Source organism: Clostridium hydrogeniformans DSM 21757, from assembly GCF_000686705.1.
Classification (GTDB): Bacteria; Bacillota; Clostridia; order Clostridiales; family Clostridiaceae; genus Clostridium_Z; species Clostridium_Z hydrogeniformans.
Map to the genome: position 1 here is coordinate 688,475 of NZ_KK366004.1, position 19,980 is coordinate 708,454.

At 31.1% G+C, this 19,980-nt stretch carries 22 protein-coding genes; 21 read left to right on the top strand and 1 reads right to left on the bottom strand.

The genetic code is table 11. The features are described 5' to 3' along the window. Positions 1–134 precede the first annotated feature (134 nt). The 20 genes from pta to BR69_RS0116590 all read left to right on the top strand — a co-directional run bounded on the left by pta (position 135) and on the right by BR69_RS0116590 (position 18,237). Positions 135–1,139: a phosphate acetyltransferase gene (gene pta, locus BR69_RS0116495; protein ID WP_027634184.1), complete on the top strand. Its 1,005-nt coding sequence runs from the start codon at positions 135–137 to the stop codon at positions 1,137–1,139. A 320-nt stretch (positions 1,140–1,459) separates the two neighbouring features. After that, positions 1,460–2,653, top strand: coding sequence for an acetate kinase (locus tag BR69_RS0116500; RefSeq protein ID WP_027634185.1), 1,194 nt, complete (start codon positions 1,460–1,462; stop codon positions 2,651–2,653). A 133-nt stretch (positions 2,654–2,786) separates the two neighbouring features. Beyond that, positions 2,787–3,284, top strand: coding sequence for a YceD family protein (locus tag BR69_RS0116505; protein WP_027634186.1), 498 nt, complete (start codon positions 2,787–2,789; stop codon positions 3,282–3,284). A gap of 12 nt (positions 3,285–3,296) precedes the next feature. Beyond that, a complete protein-coding gene (gene rpmF, locus BR69_RS0116510) occupies positions 3,297–3,479 on the top strand; it encodes a 50S ribosomal protein L32 (protein WP_027634187.1) in 183 nt (60 codons plus the stop codon). Between the two features lie 58 nt (positions 3,480–3,537). Continuing rightward, positions 3,538–4,527, top strand: a complete 990-nt coding sequence (plsX, locus tag BR69_RS0116515; RefSeq protein ID WP_027634188.1) for a phosphate acyltransferase PlsX — start codon at positions 3,538–3,540, stop codon at positions 4,525–4,527. Between the two features lie 81 nt (positions 4,528–4,608). Next, the gene (gene acpP / locus BR69_RS0116520; RefSeq protein ID WP_027634189.1) at positions 4,609–4,842 is read left to right on the top strand and encodes an acyl carrier protein; all 234 of its coding nucleotides are present in this window, start codon (positions 4,609–4,611) and stop codon (positions 4,840–4,842) included. 110 nt (positions 4,843–4,952) lie between these two features. Then, positions 4,953–5,657, top strand: a complete 705-nt coding sequence (gene rnc / locus BR69_RS0116525; RefSeq protein ID WP_027634190.1) for a ribonuclease III — start codon at positions 4,953–4,955, stop codon at positions 5,655–5,657. Beyond that, positions 5,647–6,762: a radical SAM protein gene (locus tag BR69_RS0116530; protein ID WP_027634191.1), complete on the top strand. Its 1,116-nt coding sequence runs from the start codon at positions 5,647–5,649 to the stop codon at positions 6,760–6,762. Before rnc ends, BR69_RS0116530 begins: the two co-directional genes overlap by 11 nt. 59 nt (positions 6,763–6,821) lie before the next feature. After that, positions 6,822–7,082, top strand: coding sequence for a stage V sporulation protein S (locus BR69_RS0116535; protein WP_027634192.1), 261 nt, complete (start codon positions 6,822–6,824; stop codon positions 7,080–7,082). Positions 7,083–7,463: 381 nt separating this feature from the next. Further along, entirely contained in the window at positions 7,464–11,021 is a 3,558-nt protein-coding gene (smc, locus tag BR69_RS0116540) for a chromosome segregation protein SMC (protein WP_027634193.1), read from the top strand. 17 nt (positions 11,022–11,038) lie between these two features. Next, complete coding sequence (ftsY, locus tag BR69_RS0116545) at positions 11,039–11,950, top strand: signal recognition particle-docking protein FtsY (RefSeq protein ID WP_027634194.1); 912 nt, start codon at positions 11,039–11,041, stop codon at positions 11,948–11,950. A 75-nt stretch (positions 11,951–12,025) separates the two neighbouring features. After that, positions 12,026–12,373 carry a putative DNA-binding protein gene (locus tag BR69_RS0116550; RefSeq protein ID WP_027634195.1) on the top strand — a complete coding sequence of 116 codons (348 nt, stop codon included), beginning with the start codon at positions 12,026–12,028 and terminating at the stop codon, positions 12,371–12,373. Positions 12,374–12,390: 17 nt separating this feature from the next. Continuing rightward, positions 12,391–13,743, top strand: a complete 1,353-nt coding sequence (gene ffh, locus BR69_RS0116555) for a signal recognition particle protein (RefSeq protein WP_027634196.1) — start codon at positions 12,391–12,393, stop codon at positions 13,741–13,743. A 34-nt stretch (positions 13,744–13,777) separates the two neighbouring features. Then, positions 13,778–14,017 carry a 30S ribosomal protein S16 gene (rpsP, locus tag BR69_RS0116560; protein ID WP_027634197.1) on the top strand — a complete coding sequence of 80 codons (240 nt, stop codon included), beginning with the start codon at positions 13,778–13,780 and terminating at the stop codon, positions 14,015–14,017. 64 nt (positions 14,018–14,081) lie between these two features. Continuing rightward, entirely contained in the window at positions 14,082–14,312 is a 231-nt protein-coding gene (locus BR69_RS0116565) for a KH domain-containing protein (RefSeq protein ID WP_027634198.1), read from the top strand. 239 nt (positions 14,313–14,551) lie between these two features. Then, entirely contained in the window at positions 14,552–15,052 is a 501-nt protein-coding gene (gene rimM, locus BR69_RS0116570; protein WP_027634199.1) for a ribosome maturation factor RimM, read from the top strand. Continuing rightward, positions 15,042–15,752, top strand: a complete 711-nt coding sequence (gene trmD / locus BR69_RS0116575) for a tRNA (guanosine(37)-N1)-methyltransferase TrmD (protein WP_027634200.1) — start codon at positions 15,042–15,044, stop codon at positions 15,750–15,752. Before rimM ends, trmD begins: the two co-directional genes overlap by 11 nt. A gap of 115 nt (positions 15,753–15,867) precedes the next feature. Then, positions 15,868–16,218, top strand: coding sequence for a 50S ribosomal protein L19 (gene rplS, locus BR69_RS0116580; RefSeq protein ID WP_027634201.1), 351 nt, complete (start codon positions 15,868–15,870; stop codon positions 16,216–16,218). 344 nt (positions 16,219–16,562) lie between these two features. Continuing rightward, positions 16,563–17,405, top strand: a complete 843-nt coding sequence (gene ylqF, locus BR69_RS0116585) for a ribosome biogenesis GTPase YlqF (RefSeq protein WP_027634202.1) — start codon at positions 16,563–16,565, stop codon at positions 17,403–17,405. 16 nt (positions 17,406–17,421) lie between these two features. Next, positions 17,422–18,237 (top strand): ribonuclease HII, encoded by an 816-nt coding sequence (locus tag BR69_RS0116590; RefSeq protein WP_027634203.1) that lies wholly within the window; start codon positions 17,422–17,424, stop codon positions 18,235–18,237. Here BR69_RS0116590 and BR69_RS0116595 read toward each other — a convergent pair. Beyond that, on the bottom strand, positions 18,234–18,602 hold the full coding sequence (locus BR69_RS0116595; RefSeq protein ID WP_027634204.1) for a YraN family protein: 369 nt from the start codon (positions 18,600–18,602) through the stop codon (positions 18,234–18,236). The two genes, BR69_RS0116590 and BR69_RS0116595, sit on opposite strands and share 4 nt — an antisense overlap. 118 nt (positions 18,603–18,720) lie before the next feature. On the opposite strand from BR69_RS0116595, the gene BR69_RS0116600 reads away from it, so the two are divergent. After that, positions 18,721–19,968: an MFS transporter gene (locus BR69_RS0116600; protein WP_027634205.1), complete on the top strand. Its 1,248-nt coding sequence runs from the start codon at positions 18,721–18,723 to the stop codon at positions 19,966–19,968. Positions 19,969–19,980 lie beyond the last annotated feature (12 nt).

Consider the following 19,980-nt stretch of genomic DNA (forward strand, 5'->3'; position numbering starts at 1 on the left):
AGCTTGGATTCAGAAAATTTATAAAATAAAGAATTTAATATTTGCTAATATATTTATGATTTTTTGTTGAAAAGTATATACTATTAAGAGTATATTATATATAGAAAGCCTTATTTTTGAAAGGAGTAATGAACATGGACTTAATGAAAAAGATTTGGGAAGATGCTAAAAGTGATGTTAAGAGGATAGTTCTTCCAGAAGGTGATGAGGAAAGAACACTGAAGGCTTCTGAGGACATAAAAAAAGAAGGACTTGCAGAAGTAATCTTAGTTGGTAATTTAAAAAGTATAGAAGAGAAAGCTAAGAATATTGGTGTTAACTTAGAGGGAATAGAAATAATAGATCCTGAAAACTCATCAAAAACAGAAGAGTATGTTAATGCTTTTTATGAGCTTAGAAAAAATAAAGGTATGACAATAGAGAAGGCTAATAAGATAGTTAGAGATCCTCTTTACTATGGAACAATGATGGTTAAACTTGGGGATGCTGATGGAATGGTTTCAGGTGCTGTACATACAACAGGAGATCTTTTAAGACCAGGACTTCAAATAATTAAGACTTTACCAGGAGTATCAGTTGTTTCAAGTTTCTTTATAATGCTTGTACCTAACTGTGAATATGGTGAGGATGGAATGTTATTCTTCTCAGATTGTGCTGTTAATCCAAATCCAACTGCAGAGCAATTAGCATCTATTGCTATAGCTACAGCAGAAACAGCAAAAAACTTATGTAAGATAGATCCAAAGGTTGCAATGCTTTCTTTCTCAAGTATGGGAAGTGCTGATCATGAACTTGTAGAAAAGGTAAGACGTGCAACAGAGATAGCTAAAGAATTAAGACCAGATTTAGATATAGATGGAGAACTTCAATTAGATGCTGCTATAGTTGATAAGGTAGCTAAGCAAAAGGCTCCAAATAGTAAGGTTGCAGGTAAGGCTAATGTATTAATATTCCCTGATCTTCAGGCAGGAAATATAGGATATAAATTAGTTCAAAGATTTGCAAGAGCAGAAGCAATTGGACCAGTGTGCCAAGGATTTGCAAAGCCAATAAACGACTTATCAAGAGGATGTAGTCCAGAGGATATCGTTAATGTGGTAGCATTAACTGCTGTTCAAGCTCAAAGTGGAAGTAAATAAGAAGTAACTTTTTAGATATATAAAATAAATAAAGTGAAACTTAATTCACATGGGATTTTTAATTCAGATTAATTTATATGATGGCTAGGAGCTGTAACACCCCAAGCCTCTAAAGTTTAGGGATAACAGTTGCTATGCCACTAGATGAGCTTATTTAACCTTCAGATGGTGGAAAGAACACCATCTGAAGGAAGATTCGTTCTATAATAAATAGTTTAGGGGCTTTACAATTCTTATAGCCAGTATTAATTTAGCTAGGGTATTAGAATTGTAAAGTCCCTGAATAAGAATATGTTTTACAAAAAGAGAGGAGAAATAATATGAAGGTTTTAGTTATTAACTGTGGAAGTTCTTCATTAAAGTATCAATTAATTGATATGAGTAATGAAAAAGCGTTAGCTGTAGGTTTAGTTGAGAGAATAGGTATAGAAGGTTCTATACTTACTCAAAAGGTTGAAGGAAGAGATAAATATATAATAGAAACTTCAATGAAAGATCATAAAGTTGCTATAGGTCTTGTTTTAAATGCTTTAGTTGATGAGAAAAATGGAGTTATAAAGAGCATGGATGAAATCTCAGCAGTTGGACACAGAGTTGTTCATGGTGGAGAAAAGTATGCTAAGTCTGTAGTTGTAACAGAAGAAGTTATGAAAGAGTTAGAAGAGTGTGCAAAACTTGCTCCACTTCATAACCCACCAAACATAATAGGAATAAATGCATGTAAGGAGCTTATGCCAAATACACCAATGACAGCAGTATTTGACACAGCATTCCATCAAACTATGCCAGAAAAAGCATATATATACCCACTTCCATATGAATTATATGAAAATAATGCTATAAGAAAGTATGGATTCCACGGAACTTCTCATAAGTATGTTTCAAACATAGCAGCAGAAGAGATGGGTAAGGATATAAAGGATCTTAAGATAATAACTTGTCACCTTGGAAATGGAGCAAGTGTTGCTGCAGTTAAAAATGGAGAGTGTGTAGATACTTCTATGGGATTCACTCCACTTGAAGGATTAGCAATGGGAACTAGATGTGGAGATATAGATCCTGCAATAGTTACATTCTTAATGACAGAATTAAATATGTCTGCTGATGAGGCTAATACAGTGTTAAATAAGAAGTCAGGAGTTCTTGGAATTTCAGGAGTTTCTTCAGATTTTAGAGATATTGAAGGAGCTGCTGCAGAAGGAAATAATAGAGCTAAGCTTGCATTAGATATATTCAATTATAGAGTTAAACAATACATAGGATCTTATGCTGCATCTATGGGTGGAGTTGACTGTGTAGTATTTACAGCAGGACTTGGAGAAAATGCAATAGAGACAAGAGAAGAAATATGCAGTGGATTAGAATTCTTAGGAATAGAAGTAGACCATGAGAAAAACAATATACGTGGTAAAGTAAAAGAAGTAAGCAAAGATGGTTCAAAGGTTAAGGTATTCGTAGTACCAACAAATGAAGAGCTTGTAATTGCAAGGGACACAGTAAGTTTAGTTAAATAAATTCCAAAATAAACTTGACTTTTAAATTTTAAGTTTATATAATAAATTGTGTTCATAGGGTATATTTTATTATTCCCTACAAAATATTATCTATATAAGGCAAAAGCTAATAAGCTTTATATGGGGTGAAATTATGAAAATTAATATTTCTGAATTAATAGGAAAAAAATTAAAGAAGAAATCCGTAGAACTTTCTTTTAAAGGAGAGGAGTTTGTCCATGAGGGAGATGAAATTAAATTTTTAGATCCCATTAATGCCCATGGAGAAATTATTTCTAGGGATAATATAGTAAGCTTAGACGTTAATATTCAGACTAAACTAAGCCTTCCTTGTTCTAGATGTTTAAAACCTTTTGTTTATCCTATAAATATGGAGATGAATGAAAAATTTTCAATATCAGATGGTGAGGATGAAAATGCTATTACCCTTGACGAGGAAATCTTAGATATTCCAGAAATGATCAAGGGAAGTATAGTTATGGCATTACCAATTAAAAAACTTTGTAGTGAGAACTGCAAAGGTCTCTGCCAGCAATGTGGTGCCAATTTAAATTTAGATAATTGCTCTTGTGATAATCTAGATATTGACATAAGGCTGGCAAAGTTAAAAGAATTGTTTCCAAGTGATTAAGGAGGTGTAATAATGGGAAATCCAGCAAGAAAAACTTATAAAGCGAAGAGAGACTCAAGAAGAGCTCAAACTTTCAAGTTAAGTGTACCAGGAATAATAGAATGTCCACAATGCCACGAAATGAAACTTGCTCACAGAGTATGTAAGAGTTGTGGTTACTATAAAGGTAAAGAAGTTGTTGCATCTGAAAAATAAAGAAAGTCTTATGACTTTCTTTTCTTTGTATATAAAAGAATTTTAAGGGGCGTTGATTATGAAAATTGCAGTTGACGGATTTGGAGGAGATAATTCTCCAGGTGCTATAGTTGAAGGCTGTGTTCTTGCAACTAAAGAAATAGATGTTAATATAATAATCACAGGAAAAAAAGAGATTCTTGAGACTGAACTTAGTAAATACGACTATGATAAAAATAAAATAAAAATCCATGATGCAGAAGAGGTAATTAGTTGTAATGAGGAACCTGTTAAGGCTATTAGAAGAAAGAAAAATTCATCTTTATACAAAGCTTTAAGTCTTGTTAAAGAAGGAGAGGCTCATGGGGTTATCTCAGCTGGAAGTACAGGAGCTTTTATGGCTGGAGCTACATTAGTAGTTGGTAGAATAAAGGGAATAGATAGACCAGCCCTTGCACCAGTTATGCCAGGAAAAAATGGACCTTTTATGTTAATTGATTGTGGAGCAAATGCAGAGTGTAAGCCACCATATTTAGTTCAATTTGCTAAAATGGGAAGCGTATATATGGAAAATATAATGAAAATAAACACACCTTCTGTAGGCCTTATAAATATAGGGGCTGAAGAGGAAAAAGGAAATGAGCTGACAAAGGCTTCATATAAGCTTTTAAAAGAAGCACCATTAAACTTTGTTGGTAATGTGGAACCTAGAGATATTCCCCTTGGAAATACTAAAGTTCTTGTTTGTGATGGATTTGTAGGAAATACAGTACTTAAGATGTATGAGGGAGTAGCGGGAACAATCTTCTCTACATTAAAGGAGAATATGCTAGCCTCAACAAGAGGAAAACTTGGTGCATTAATGTTAAAGCCTGTATTTAAGAAATTTAAGAAGGACTTTGATTATAAAGAAGTTGGGGGAGCAGCCTTCCTTGGAATAGATGGAATATGTATAAAAGCTCATGGAAGCTCAGATAGTAAAGCCATAAAAAACGCTATAAAGCAGGCTAAAATATTCTATGACAACAAAGTCATCGAAAAAATAAAAGAAAAAATAATTGAAGCGTAAATTTTATATATTTTATTTATTGACGACTTTCTAAATATGTAATATTATCTAGGTATAGAATTTCTTAGGGAGGTGAAAAATTTGGTATTTGAAAAAGTAAAATCAATAATAGCAGATAAGTTAAGTGTTAGTGAAAGTGATATAACTATGGAAACATCTTTTGTTGATGACCTTGGAGCAGATTCCCTTGATGTAGTTGAGCTAATCATGGCTTTAGAAGATGAATTTGAAATAGAAATATCTGATGAGCAAGCAGAGAGTGTTACTACTGTTGGCGAAGTTGTGGAATATATAAGAGAAAATAGTGAAGATTAACATTTAGAAGTCCCGTAAATCGGGGCTTTAATTATATGAAATAAAAGTTTATTCTTGAATTTGTAATGCTTTGGCAAATTGAAGAATAAACTTACGCGGGAGTTGGACAGATGTTATTTAATAATTTAATAGGAGAACTTGAGAATAAAATAGGAGTTAAGTTTAATAATAGGAAATATATTGAGGTAGCTCTTACTCATAGTTCTTATGCTAACCAATATAAGAATGTAAAGTTTAACGAAAGATTAGAATTTTTAGGAGACTCTGTACTTCAATTATCTATTACGGAGTATCTTTTTAATCATTATGAAGATAAAACAGAAGGGGAGCTTACTAAAGCTAGAGCTTTAATAGTATGTGAAAATTCCCTTTATGAAATAGCTAGGAAATGGTCTCTTGGAAAATATATAAAAATGAGTAAAGGGGAAGAGCTCACAGGAGGGCGTGATAGGGTATCAATACAGGCAGATTGTGTAGAGGCTATATTAGCAGCTATTTACCTTGATAAGGGCATAGAATTTGTTGAGAAGTTTATAATAGAGAATTTAAAAGATACTATAGAAAAAGCTATAAACAATGAAATAGTTTTAGATTATAAGACTAAACTTCAAGAAACCCTTCAGAAAAATGGAGAGGTAACTATAGTGTATAATCTTACTAAGTTTGAAGGGCCTCCTCACAGAAGAAAATTTTATACAGAGGTTTTAATAGATAATTCTGTAATGGGAAATGGAGAAGGATATAGTAAGAAGGAGTCAGAACAAAGTTCAGCGAAAGAAGCACTTAAGAAGTTGGAGGATTTAGATGAAAAGTAAAAGACATTATATAATACCTATCTTTGTACCACAAATAGGTTGCCCTCATAATTGTGTGTTTTGTAATCAGAGTAGGATTACAGGAGAAAACCTAAAAGATATGGGGGTTAAAGAAGAAGAGGATGTAAATGCTGATACTGTAAGAAATACCATAGAAGAATACTTAAGTACTATAGACAGGAATGGGGCTATAGTTGAGGTATCTTTCTTTGGGGGAACATTTACAGGTATACCTATGGAAAAACAAAGAGAGTTATTGTCTGTGGCTAAAGAGTATAAGGACTCAGGAAGCATAGATTATATAAGAATGTCAACAAGACCAGATTATATAGATGAAAACATATTAAAGCATTTACAGGGATTCAATGCAGACATAATAGAACTAGGTGTGCAATCCTTAGATGAAGAAGTTTTAAAAAAGTCAGGCAGGGGTCATAGCAAAGAAGATGTAATAAGAGCGTCTAAACTTATTAAGGAGTATGGATTTACCTTAGGCCATCAAATAATGCTAGGATTACCTTCAGATAACTTTAAAAAGGATATAAATACAGCCTTAGAGAGTATTTCTATGAAACCAGATATATGTAGAATATATCCAGCTCTTGTTATAAAGGATACTCCCATGGAAATTATGGTTAAAAAGAATCTATATAAGCCCTATACCTTAGAAGAGGCAGTGGAAATAAGTAAAATATTATATTCTATGTATATAAGTAATGGAATTAAGGTTATTAGAATAGGGCTTCAGCCAACGGAGAATATTAACTATGATGGGGACATTATAGAAGGCCCATTTCACCCTGCTTTTAGGGAATTGGTAGAAGGAAAAATTTATAATGGACTTATAGATAAATGTATAAGAGAGTTTAATAGTAATATAGTTATAGAGGTAAATCCTAAGGATATATCTAAGATATACACCAATAAAAAAGAGTTTTTTTATGACATATTAAAACAAAATAATATAAAAAAACTGAGAATAGTTGAGAATCCATCTCTTTCAAGAGGAGAACTTTTAATAAAGAATGATGAAAATAACATAAAAATGTCTATAAGTTCATGGATTGAAGAAATTGCAAAAGAAGGAAAAGATACTCTTTTATAGAATATACCTAAATATGTTAAATTTAAAACAATATTTAGACATATCTAGGAGGATTTATTATGGAAGTATTAAAGGTATCAGCGCATTCACAGCCAAAATCAGTAGCAGGTGCTTTGGCAGCCCTACTTAGAGATAGAACAATTGCGGAAATACAGGCTGTAGGGGCAGGGGCTGTTAATCAAGCAATAAAGGCTATTGCTATAACAAGGGGGTTTGTTGCTCCCAATGGTATAGATTTAGTGGTAATACCAGCTTTTTCAGAGATAAAAATTGAAGGAGAAGAAAGAACTGCTATTAAGTTCATAGTTGAACCTAGATAAGTAAAAAAATACTTAGCTGTTTTTTGAAAATACTCTAAGACCTTGGTTAATACTAAGGTCTTTTTATAATTATAGAGAGTTCTTGATATTTTATTATATTTTTTATAAACTAATATAAGATAAAATAAATATTTTATGATTAAATTAAAAGAATCTTTAAAAGTAAATAAGATATTGAAATATATAATTATATATCTATAACTTAGATAAGATAAGTGATACTTTAAATAAGATAAAGGGATAAAAAATAAAGGAGTGTTTAATTTGAGAGCGAAGACAAGAGAAAAAATAACTAAGGGATTAGTGATTTTTATGATTTTGGTGTTTGTATTATCTATATTACCTACGGTATTTAGATAAGTTAGAAGGAGACGTGAATATATGTTTTTAAAGTCCATAGAAATAAGAGGTTTTAAGTCCTTTGCAGATAAAATAGAGCTAGATTTTAAGCAAGGAGTAACTGCTGTGGTAGGACCTAACGGCAGTGGTAAAAGTAATATTTCTGATGCTATTAGATGGGTTCTAGGAGAGCAAAGTGCAAAGAGTCTTAGGGGAGGAAAGATGGAAGATGTCATCTTTGCGGGAACCCAATATAGAAAACCAGTAGGACTTGCTCAGGTGGCTTTGACTTTAGATAATGCTGAAGGAGAGCTTCCTATTGATTATTCAGATGTAACCATATCAAGAAGGTTATATAGATCAGGAGAAAGTGAATACTATATAAATAACACCTCTTGTAGACTTAAGGATATCCATGAACTTTTTATGGATACTGGTATAGGTAAGGAAGGGTATTCTATTATAGGGCAAGGAAAAATAGATGCAATATTAAGTGGTAAGGCAGAGGAAAGAAGAGCACTACTTGAAGAGGCTGCAGGAATAGTAAAATTTAAAACAAGAAAAGAAGAAGCAGAGAAAAAACTTAATAATACAGAACAAAACTTAGTAAGAATTAATGATATTTTAGGTACATATGAGGAGAGAATTGAGCCACTTAGAATAGAAAATGAGAAAGCAGGTAAATTTATAGCTCTTTCAGAGGAGTTAAAGACCTTAGAAATATCCTTAATAGTGGATTCTATAGATAAGGTTAAGAATAATGCTAAGGGAATAGATGAGGAGATAAAAGAGTTAAATAAGACTATAGAGGGGCAGGAAAAAGAAAGAAACGAATTTAAAGGTATTTCGGAAAAGTTAGAAAATACATTAGAAGATGAAGATAAAAAATCAAGTGAAGATAAGGTAATATATTATAGCAGTAAGGAAAAGTCCCAGGAACTTGAAGGGGAAATTCAGCTTCTTAATGAAAGAATAAAAAATATAGATTTTAATATAGAGAAAAACTATAAAGAAATTGAAGAAGAAAAACATAAGGTTAAGAGTCTTATAGATAATAAGAAGGAAAATGAAGAAAAACTCTTAATAGATAAAGAGAATCAGAAGTTAATAAATGAACAGATTGAAACTTTAGAGAAGACAATACAAGATTATAACAAGGGGCTTAAGGATATAGAACGGGGCTCCATAGATTTAAGGGATAAGGAAATAAAGGCTTTAAGAGATATAGCCTCAGAAGAAAATAAAATAGAGATGTTAAATAAGGATATAGAAAGCCTTAGCAGTAAATTAAAAGTTTTAGAAACATCTTATGATAACTCCAATAACTCTTTAAAAATTAATATTACTACAAAGAATATGTTAGATGGGAATAAAGAAGAGCTTTTAAAGAAAATAGAGTCTATTAATGAAGACATAAAAAGTAGTAGAAAAGAAATGAATAGGCTTTTAAGTGTTATAAACCAAAATGAAAAAGTTCTTAAAGAGAAAAATATAAAATTCAATAAGCTAGAGGCAAATCACCAAATGCTTAGAAACCTTCATAAGCAATATGAAGGATATGCAAGAGCTGTAAAACTTATTATGAAAGAGGTTAGTGAAGAAAGAATTCCTAATATGAAAGGAAATTGTCATGTTCTAGGAGAAATTATTAAGGTTAAAAAAGAATATGAAACTGCCATTGAAATTTCTCTAGGGGGAGGAATTTCTGACATAATTACAGAAAATGAATCTCAGGCGAAGATACTAATAAACCACCTGAAAAAGAATAATTTAGGTAGAGCCACTTTTCTTCCATTAACTATAATAAAGGGTAGAAAAGTAAATTTAAATGACAATATAAAAAAAATAAAAGGCTATATAGGAATAGCAAGTGAGCTTATTTCTTATGATGAAAAGTTTACACCTGCTATAAATTATGTATTAGGTAGAACTATAATTTGTAATTCTATGGATGAAGCCTTAAATTTTGCAAAGTATACGGATTATTCTTATAAGATAGTAACCCTTCAAGGAGAGGTTATAAATCCAGGAGGAGCCCTTACTGGAGGAAGTATATATAATAAAAATGTAAATATAATAGGAAGAAAAAGAGAGATAGAGGGAATAGAGAAGGAGTTAAATGAGATATCTAAAGACTTAAGAGATTTAAATGCTAAAGTTATTATTGAGAAAAATAGCTTTAAAAATTTAGATGATAAGTGCTTAAATCTAAAGGATGAGGTACACTTTAATAATATAGAAGTTACTAGAATCCAAGGAGAGATATCTAGTATAGTAAATGAAAATACAAAGTTAAAGGAAGCTTTAGAGGTTTCTCTTAAGGAAAAAGAGCTTATAAGTAAAAAAATTACTAGAAGTTATGAGGAATTAGAGCTTAAGAAAGAAAATATAGTAAAATTAAAAGAAGAAGAAGAGTCAATAAAAAGGAATAAGGAATTAAGAGAAAAAGAATTGTTAAGTAAAGAAGAAAATTTAACAATACATAAGGAAAACTTAGTAGAGCTTAAAGTTAAAAAGGCACAAATAGATGAAACCTTAGGAAGTGAAATTAAGGAAATAAGAAGGTTAGAAAATGATATAAAGGAATTAACTCTTAAGGAAGAGCTTAAAAACAGTGATATAGATAAAAATATTTTAAGTAAGAAGGAAAGCCTAAGGAGTATAGAAGAAAATAAAAAATTAATAGAAGAATTAAATAAAAAAATTCAAGGAATGAAAAGTGATTTTGAAACTTATGAAGCAAATAGGGTTAAACTTAAGGAAGAAATAAAGTTAAATAATAATAAAATAGAAAGCTTAACTTTAGATCTTAATAAACTGGAGGATTCCATAAACAAAAAGAGCATAACAAAGGCTAAGTATGAAGTGGAAGAAAACTCTCTTTATTCTAAACTTAACGAGGATATGAATTTAACCTTAGCTGAGGCTTTAGACTTAAGTATAGAGGTAGTTGACTTAGAAGATTTTAAAGGAAATATAGGGAGATTAAAAGGGAAAATCTCATCCCTTGGAACAGTTAATTTAGGAGCCATAGAAGAATATGAAGAAGTAACTACAAAGTATAAATTTATGAGTACTCAAAGAGAAGATTTAGATAAGGCTAAGGAAGAGCTTGTTAGTGTAATAGGTGAGATGACTTCTAAGATGAAGGATGTTTTTAATAGCAATTTTAAAATTCTTAAGGAGAATTTTAATGAAACCTTTAGAGAATTATTTAAAGGAGGAAGTGCAGATTTAATATTAGGAGAGGGAGATGAACTTTCTGCTAATATAGAAATAAATGTACAGCCCCCAGGAAAGAAACTTCAAAATATAAGTCTTATGTCTGGTGGAGAGAAAGTATTATCTGCCATTGCCTTATTATTTGCTATACTAAAAATGAAGCCTACACCATTTTGTATATTAGATGAGATAGAGGCAGCTCTTGATGATGCTAATGTTAATAGATATGCAGAATTCTTAAAACAATTTGCAGGAAATATACAGTTTATAGTAATAACCCATAGAAAAGGAACCATGGAAGCAAGTGATATCCTTTATGGAGTAACCATGGAGGAGAAAGGTGTTTCTAAGGTGGTTTCTGTGGATCTAAGTGCTTAATAGAAGGAGGAGAAAACATGTTTGGAGGATTTTTTGAAAAATTAAAAACTGGACTTTCAAAAACAAGGGATAACTTAACAGACAAAATGAATGAGGTATTTAATTTAGCAGTAACTATTGATGAGGATCTTTATGAGGAGCTAGAAGAAATATTAATTACCTCAGATATAGGGGTGGATACATCAGTAGAAATTATAGAGAGACTTAGAAAAAGAATAAGAGAAGAGAAAATAAAGGATGTAGAAGAGGTTAGACCTTGTCTTAAAAAAGTTATAAGGGATATGATGAGAGAAGGAACTAAGGAAGTAGAAGAGTATGAAGGAGAAAAAGCTATTTTGATTATAGGAGTTAATGGGGTTGGAAAAACCACATCCATAGGAAAAATAGCAGCTCAATACAAAAAACAAGGTAAAAAAGTTTTATTAGCTGCAGCGGATACCTTTAGAGCAGCGGCTATAGACCAACTAGAGGTTTGGAGCCAAAGGGCTAATGTAGACTTAATAAAACATCAAGAGGGGTCAGATCCAGCAGCAGTTGTATTTGATGCCATATCTGCTGCAAAAGCGAGAAAGGTAGATATTTTAATTTGTGATACGGCAGGAAGACTTCATAATAAGAAAAATCTTATGGATGAGCTTTCAAAAATCAACAGAATAGTAGATAGAGAATTTAAAGAGTCTAAGAAAGAAACTTTACTAGTACTTGATGGAACAACAGGACAAAATGCTGTAATTCAAGCTAAGCAATTTAAAGAGGTCTGTGATATAGATGGAATAATTCTTACAAAGCTTGATGGAACAGCTAAAGGTGGAGTTGTAATATCTATAGTTAGGGAACTTAATATACCTGTAAAATATATAGGTGTTGGAGAAGGAATAGAAGATCTACAAAAATTTAATGAGGAAGAATTTGTTGAGGCACTTTTTTAAAAAAGTGTTAAGTAAAAATACTTGACAGGGCTCTAGAGTTTTGATATTATATCTTTTGTAAGTTAGGTGATTGATATGGAAAAAAGAGTAGAGATATCCTTGCTTATGGACTTCTATGGAGAACTTTTAACAGATAAACAAAAAAGCATTATGATGCTTTATTATAACGAAGATTTATCATTAAAAGAAATCTCAGAGTTAAATGAAACCAGTAGGCAAGCAATACATGATTTAATTAAAAGATGTTATAAACAACTTTTATCTTATGAAGAGAAGTTAGGACTTCTTGAAAAAAGCTTAAGTCAAGAAAAAGCTAAAGAAGAAATACTTAAGGAACTTAATAGTTTGGATCACCAAATAGTAGATGAAAAGCAAAAGAAGAAGATTTATAATATAGAGCAACTTGTCAAGGAAACCATTTAAATGTAGGAGGTTTTAACATGGCTTTTGAAGGATTAGCATCAAAACTTCAAGATACACTTAAAAAGTTAAAAGGCAAAGGTAAGCTAACAGAAAAAGACGTAAAAGAAGCCATGAGAGAGGTTAAGCTTGCTCTATTAGAGGCAGATGTTAACTACAAGGTAGTTAAAAGCTTTATAAAATCTGTTAGTGAGAAGTGTTCAGGAAGCGAAGTACTTGAGAGTTTGACACCAGGACAACAGGTGGTTAAGATAGTTAATGATGAGCTTACAGCTCTTATGGGAAATAGTGAAAGCAAGATAAATTTTGATGATAAAGGACTTACAGTTATAATGCTTGTAGGACTTCAAGGTGCTGGTAAGACTACCATGGCAGGAAAACTTGCTTTATCACTTAGAAAGAGAAATAAAAAGCCATTACTTGTTGCAGGGGATATATATAGACCAGCTGCTATAAAGCAACTTCAAACAGTGGGAAAGCAAATAGATATTCCAGTGTTCTCTATGGGGGATAAAGTAAGTCCGGTGGACATTGCTAAGGCTTCAATAGAACATGCAAAAAGCAATGGACTTAATGTAGTTATAGTGGATACAGCAGGAAGACTTCATATAGATGAAGAACTTATGCAAGAACTTAAGGATGTAAAAAGTGGTATAGATCCTAATGAAATATTACTTGTAGTTGATTCAATGACAGGGCAAGATGCTGTAAATGTAGCTGAAACCTTTAATGACTCATTAGATATTTCAGGAGTTGTATTAACAAAGCTTGATGGTGATACTAGAGGGGGAGCAGCCCTTTCCATAAGATCCATGACTAATAAACCTATAAAATTTGCAGGGGTTGGAGAGAAGATGACTGATCTTGAAGTCTTCCATCCAGATAGAATGGCATCTAGAATACTAGGAATGGGAGATGTTTTATCTCTAATTGAAAAAGCCCAACAAGCTATAGATGAAAAAGAAGCAAAGGAACTTGGTTCCAGAATGTTAAATCAAGAATTTAACTTCGAAGATTTCCTTCAAGCAATGGCTCAAATGAAGAAACTTGGACCTTTAACCAAGATTTTAGAAATGATGCCAGGAGTAGGAGGGAAAGAGCTTCAGGGAATTGATTTAAGCCAAGGGGAAAAGGAAATGGGTAAAACTGAGGCAATAATTAATTCCATGACAATAAAGGAAAGACGTAACCCACATTTAATTTCTTCTTCAGGTTCTAGAAGAAAAAGAATAGCAAAGGGTTCAGGTACCACTATTCAAGATGTAAATAAACTTTTAAAAAGTTATGAGCAGATGAAGAAGATGACGAAACAAATGAAGGGCATGCAGAAGAATTCTAAAAAAGGATTTTTAGGCAAACTTCCTTTCATGTAATAAATACACTAAAGTTTTAAAGGAGGTGAAATACATGGCAGTAAAGATAAGATTAAGAAGAATGGGTGCTAAGAAAGCTCCTTTCTACAGAGTAGTTGTTGCTGATTCAAGAAGTCCAAGAGACGGAAGATTCATAGAAGAAATAGGATATTACAATCCTGTTGCTGAGCCTCAAGAGCTAAAGATAGATAGCGAAAAGGCTAAGAAGTGGATGGAAAACGGAGCTCAACCAACAGATATCGTAAAGAAGCTTTTCGGTAGAGCTGGAGTTTAATCCAGTATTGGTTAGGAGGTGAATTCTCATAGGATGTTTTAGGATATCTTGTGAGAAGCTTTGAATGAAAAACTTAGTCGAAATTATCGCTAAATCCTTGGTGGATAACCCGGATTTAGTTGAAGTTAATGAAATCACTGGAGAACAATCTATTATAATAGAGCTTAAAGTTTCTCAAGATGATATGGGCAAAGTTATAGGAAAGCAAGGCAGAATAGCAAAAGCTATTAGAACCGTTGTAAAAGCCGCAGCAATAAAGGAAAATAAAAGAGTAGTAGTAGAAATACTAAATTAGAAGGAGTTAGGTTTTGCCTAGCTCTTTTTAATTAATCTATATAAAATAATTAATTTATATAGTATTCTATGTTCTCTTATAATTTATTGATTGTATAGGAAGTATAAAATCAATAAATTATAAGGGAACATAGGTAGTTTTATTTTACATAAAATACAAGTGTAATCTTTAAATAAATATTTTTTATTTAGGATATATTTAATGTTATAAAAATAACTAAATTTTGGTGGTGATATATTATGAAAGAATTTATGACTATTGGACAGATATCAAAACCCCATGGTGTTAAAGGGGAAGTAAAGGTTTTTCCTTTAACAGACAATGTAAAAAGATTTAAGAAATTAAAGACTGTTTTTATTGATGATAAAGAAGTAAAGGTTGTTTGGTGTAAGCTTCAATCAGATAGGGCAATATTAAAACTTGAAGGAATAGAGTCCATGGATGATGCAGAAAAGCTTAGAAATAAATATTTAAATATAAGAAGAGAAGATGCAATAAGACTTCCAAAAGATACTCATTTTATAGTAGACATTATTGGGTGCTCTGTTTATGATAGTAATGAAGTTTTTATAGGAGAAGTTAAGGAAATAATAAAAACTGGTTATAATGATGTGTATTGGGTTAAAGATGGTAAAAAGGAAGTTTTAGTTCCAGTACTTAAGGAAATAGTATATGATATAGACGTTGAAAATAAGAAGATAGTTATTAAACCAGTTGGAGAATGGCAAGATGAAGATTAATGTCTTAACTCTTTTTCCAGATATGTTTAATATTTTTAATGAGAGCATAATAGGGAGAGCAAAGGAAAAGGGAATAATATCCTTAGAAACTTGTAATATAAGAGACTATTCAGAGAATAAGCACAAAAAGGTAGATGATTATCCTTATGGAGGAGGTGCTGGAATGGTTATGACTCCTCAGCCTATAGTTTCTTCCATAGAGGAAACTAAAAAAATAAATAAGGGCAAGGTTATTTTTCTTGGGCCTCGTGGAAAAACCTTTAATCATAAACTTGCAGAAGAATTAAGTAAAGAAGAAGAACTTATATTTTTATGTGGACATTATGAAGGCATTGATGAGAGGGTGTATAAGTACATAGATATGGAAATTTCTCTTGGAGATTTTGTTCTTACAGGGGGAGAAATGGCATGTATACCAGTTATAGATAGTATTTTAAGACTTATTCCAGGGGTATTATCAAAGGAAGATAGCTTCATGGAAGAATCCTATTATAATGGAACATTAGAGTATCCTCAATATACAAGACCTGAAACTTTTAGAGGGGAAAGAGTACCAGAGGTTTTACTTTCTGGTCATCATGAAAATATAAGAAAATGGAGAAGGCTTATGTCTCTTAGAATAACTAAGAATAGAAGACCAGATCTTTATAAGAAAATTCTACTTACAAAGGAAGACAAAAAACTTCTGAAAAGTGAATAAAATATATTGAACTCTTAAATATAACTATGATATAATAAACTTTGTGCTAGTACGGGCGGTCCTCTATGGTACTTATACTGTAAGAACGTCAAGATTATTTAAGGAGGGAATGCACATGAACGAATTAATAAGAGCTATAGAAGCTGAACAATTAAGAAATGACTTACCAAGCTTTAATGTAGGAGATACTGTTAAAGTATACGTTAAGGTTAAAGAAGGAAACAGAGAAAGAACACAAATGTTCGAAGGAACTGTTATAAAGAGACAAAATGGTGGAGTTAGAGAAACTTTCACAGTAAGAAGATTAGCTTACGGTGTTGGAGTTGAAAGAACTTTCCCAATAAATGCTCCAATAGTTGAAAAACTAGAAGTAGTAAGAAGAGGTAAGGTAAGAAGAGCTAAGTTATTCTACTTAAGAGATAGAGTAGGTAAGGCAGCTAAGGTTAAGGAATTAATCAGATTATAATAGAACATAATTATTTAAAAGAGGGGTTAATGCCCCTCTTTTATTTACATAAATACCTTGATTGAATTTAAGGTAAGGGTATATATAGATGAAGACATTTTTAGGGTGAGGTAAACTTTAATATAAGAAGGATTTACCCTAAGAAAAAATTTATATACACTGTTATTCTTAATTATAGGGTTTTAAGTTTTAAACTTAATTTATACATATATCCAAGAAAAGATAAATCAAGGATATTTTTAATGAATAGGTTAAGCGTTTATGTAAAAACCCTATAGTATAGTAACATGATTATAGTTAGAACTAGGATATAAATTACAAGAGATTTAGAAAGGGTGATTTTAATGGCTATTAACTGGTTCCCTGGGCATATGGTTAAAACCAGAAGAGAGATAAAAGAAAATTTAAAATTAGTAGATGTAGTTATAGAGATAAGAGATGCTAGAATACCAAAGTCTAGCTCTAACCCAGAAATAGAAGAATTATGTAAGGGTAAGCCAAGAATAATACTTTTAAATAAGAGCGATCTTTGTGAAAAAAATACTACAAAGAAGTGGATAAGAGAATTAACTAAAGAGGATATTAGAGCCATTGAGGTTAATTGTGTAAAAGGAGAAGGCCTTAAGAATATTAAGCCTATGATGGAAGAACTTTTAAAAGAGAAACATGATAGACTTAAATCTAAAGGACTTAAAAATATAGTAATGAGAGCTATGGTAGTTGGAATACCTAATGTGGGAAAATCTTCTTTTATAAATAAAATGGCTCAAAATAATATTGCTAAAACTGGAGATAGACCAGGAGTAACTAAAAATAAGCAGTGGATAAAAACTAAAATAGGTATAGAGCTTATGGATACCCCAGGTATACTTTGGCCTAAGTTTGAGGATGAAGAAGTAGCTTTAAGTCTAGCTTTTACAGGAGCCATAAAGGATGAAATAATGGATGTGGAAGAGCTTGCATTAAAACTTGTAGAAAAACTTCAAAATATGTATCCAGAAAATTTAAAGACAAGATATAAGATTCAAGATATACATGAAAATCCATTAGACACTCTAGATGCTATTGCTAAAAAAAGAGGGGCTATAATGGGTGGAGGAGCCATAGATTATAATAGGGTTTCCGTTATGCTTTTAGATGAATTTAGAGGTGGGAAAATAGGAAACATATCCCTAGAAACACCTTAAAGATAGGGGGATACATATGGATTTACTAAATATAAATACTCTTGAAGACCTTAAATTTAAAGATATAAAATTAGCAGTAGATTCTTTAGATATTAGTGTTCTTAGAGAGGAAGATTTAAAATACTTAGGTAATCTTATAGGAAATGATAAAAGAAAAAATGTAGTTTCTCTTATAGGAAAATTAGAGAGAAGTTATACTAAATATAAAGAAGAAAATATTAGAGTTAGAAAGCTATATGATTTTGATAGGCAATTTGGAGAAAATATAATTCTAGCAGGAGTAGATGAGGTAGGTAGGGGACCCTTAGCTGGTCCTATAGTAGCTGCAGCTGTAGTTTTAGATTTAAAGAACCTAAATGATATAATACTATATATAAATGATTCTAAGGCCTTATCAGAGCGTAAAAGAGAGGAACTTAGTGAAATCATAAAAAAGAAAGCTATTAGTTATAGTATAAGTGAAGCTTCTAACTTAGAAATAGATGAAAAGGGTATAGCTTATTGTAATAATAAAGTGTTTAAGGAAGCTTGTTATTCTTTAAATACAAAGCCTGATATTGTATTATCCGATGGATATATGATAAAGGATTTTACCATAAGAAATAAATCGGTAATAAAGGGAGATGCCCATAGTGCATCTATAGCCTGTGCCTCTATAATAGCAAAAGTATATAGAGATAATCTTATGAAAAAGTACCATGAAGTTTATCCAAATTATGATTTTAATAATAATTCAGGATACGGTACTAAAAAGCATATAGATGGTATAAAAGAATATGGAATAACTAAAATACATAGGAAAAGTTTTTTAAGAAACATATGTGAGGATTAAAAGGTTAAAATATTTTTAATAAGATTAAACCTACACCTATCATCATTTGTATTTAAAAATACCTCAAGGGCATCAAACCTTACAAAGTGTTTGGTAAGCCCTTTTTTTATTATATAAAATTCCGCTAGTTTTTTGAGTTTTAAGGATTTGTATTTAGTTATGGCTTCTACAGGATATCCATATTTAGTTGAGAATCTAGTCTTTACCTCAATAAAACATAAGATATTATTATGAAAGGCTATTATATCTATTTCTCCTATTGTGCAGTAAAAATTTCTTTGAAGAATTTTATATCCTTCCTTAATTAAAAAGTCACAGGCTATATCCTCACCATAACTTCCTATGGATTTATTTAAATTTTTCATAATACCTCCTATTAATACAGATTTTGATTATTACATATCACTTTTTCTTAAAACTTTAAAAACATATTTAAATATATGTTATATTTAAATAGTAAAATAAAACAAAGGTTGGGATTTTATGAATATATCTTTAAGTTTAAGAAAAGTAGTAAAAAATAAATTTCCAGCACTGACTCATAGAAATTTTAGATATTTCTGGTTTGGTCAGTGTGTTTCTTTAGTGGGCACCTGGATACAAAACACAACTCAAAGTTGGCTAGTTTTAGAAATTACTACAGAAAATACCGCATTTCTTTTAGGTGTCATAAATGCACTTCAATTTTTACCACTTATGTTATTTTCTTTGTTTTCAGGAGTAATAGTAGATCGATTTAATAAACGTAATATTTTAATTTTTACTCAAATTGGTCTTATGATTATGGCATTTTTGCAGGGAATACTAGTTTGGACTAACACCATAGAGTATTGGCATTTAATGATTATAGCTTTTTTAGTGGGATGTTTAAACTCCATTGATTTTCCAACACGTCATTCTTTTGTTATAGAACTTGTAGGAAAATCAAATCTTATGAATGCTATAGCCCTTAATTCCACTATATTTAATGCAGCAAGGATTTTTGGACCGGGTATTGGTGGACTTTTAATAGGGTATGTTGGGATAGCTCCTTGTTACTTTATAAATGCAGTTACCTTTATTCCTGTGATTTTTGGAATATATAGTATAAAGGGTATAGTAGCAACTAAAAGTAAGGTTAATAATGGTAGTGTTATAAAGGATATAAAAGAAGGTTTAATTTATATAAAAAATAATAAAATTTTAGTAAGAACCTTTGCTCTTATAACCATAGTAGGAATTTTTGCTTTTAATTACAATGTTTTAATACCTATTTTTTCAACTGAGGTTCTAGGATTAACTAGTAAAGAGTATGGATTTTTAATGTCTTCCTTAGGAGTAGGCTCTTTAATTGGAGCCTTAAGAATGGCCACAAAGAAAAGTTCTATGCCTAAGGAAAGGTCAATACAGATAATAGGGTATATAGTTTCTATTTTGTTAATAATTATAGGCATAACTACTAAGTATTATACTTTATCCTTGTTTTTGGCCTGTATTGGAATTTTTAATGTATCATTTTCAACAAGTGCTAATTCTAGGGTCCAGTTAAATAGTAAGGATGAGTATAGAGGACGTGTTATGAGTGTTTATAGCATGCTATTTGCAGGAGTAGCACCTATTGGTAGTATGTTTACAGGCGCTTTATCTAATAGTGTAGGACCAAAAGGAACATTTGTATTAAGTGGAGTTATTGCAGCTTTATTAATAACTTTAATAAATATATTATTTAAAACTAAGGATAAGGAATTATAAAATAAGATTTAT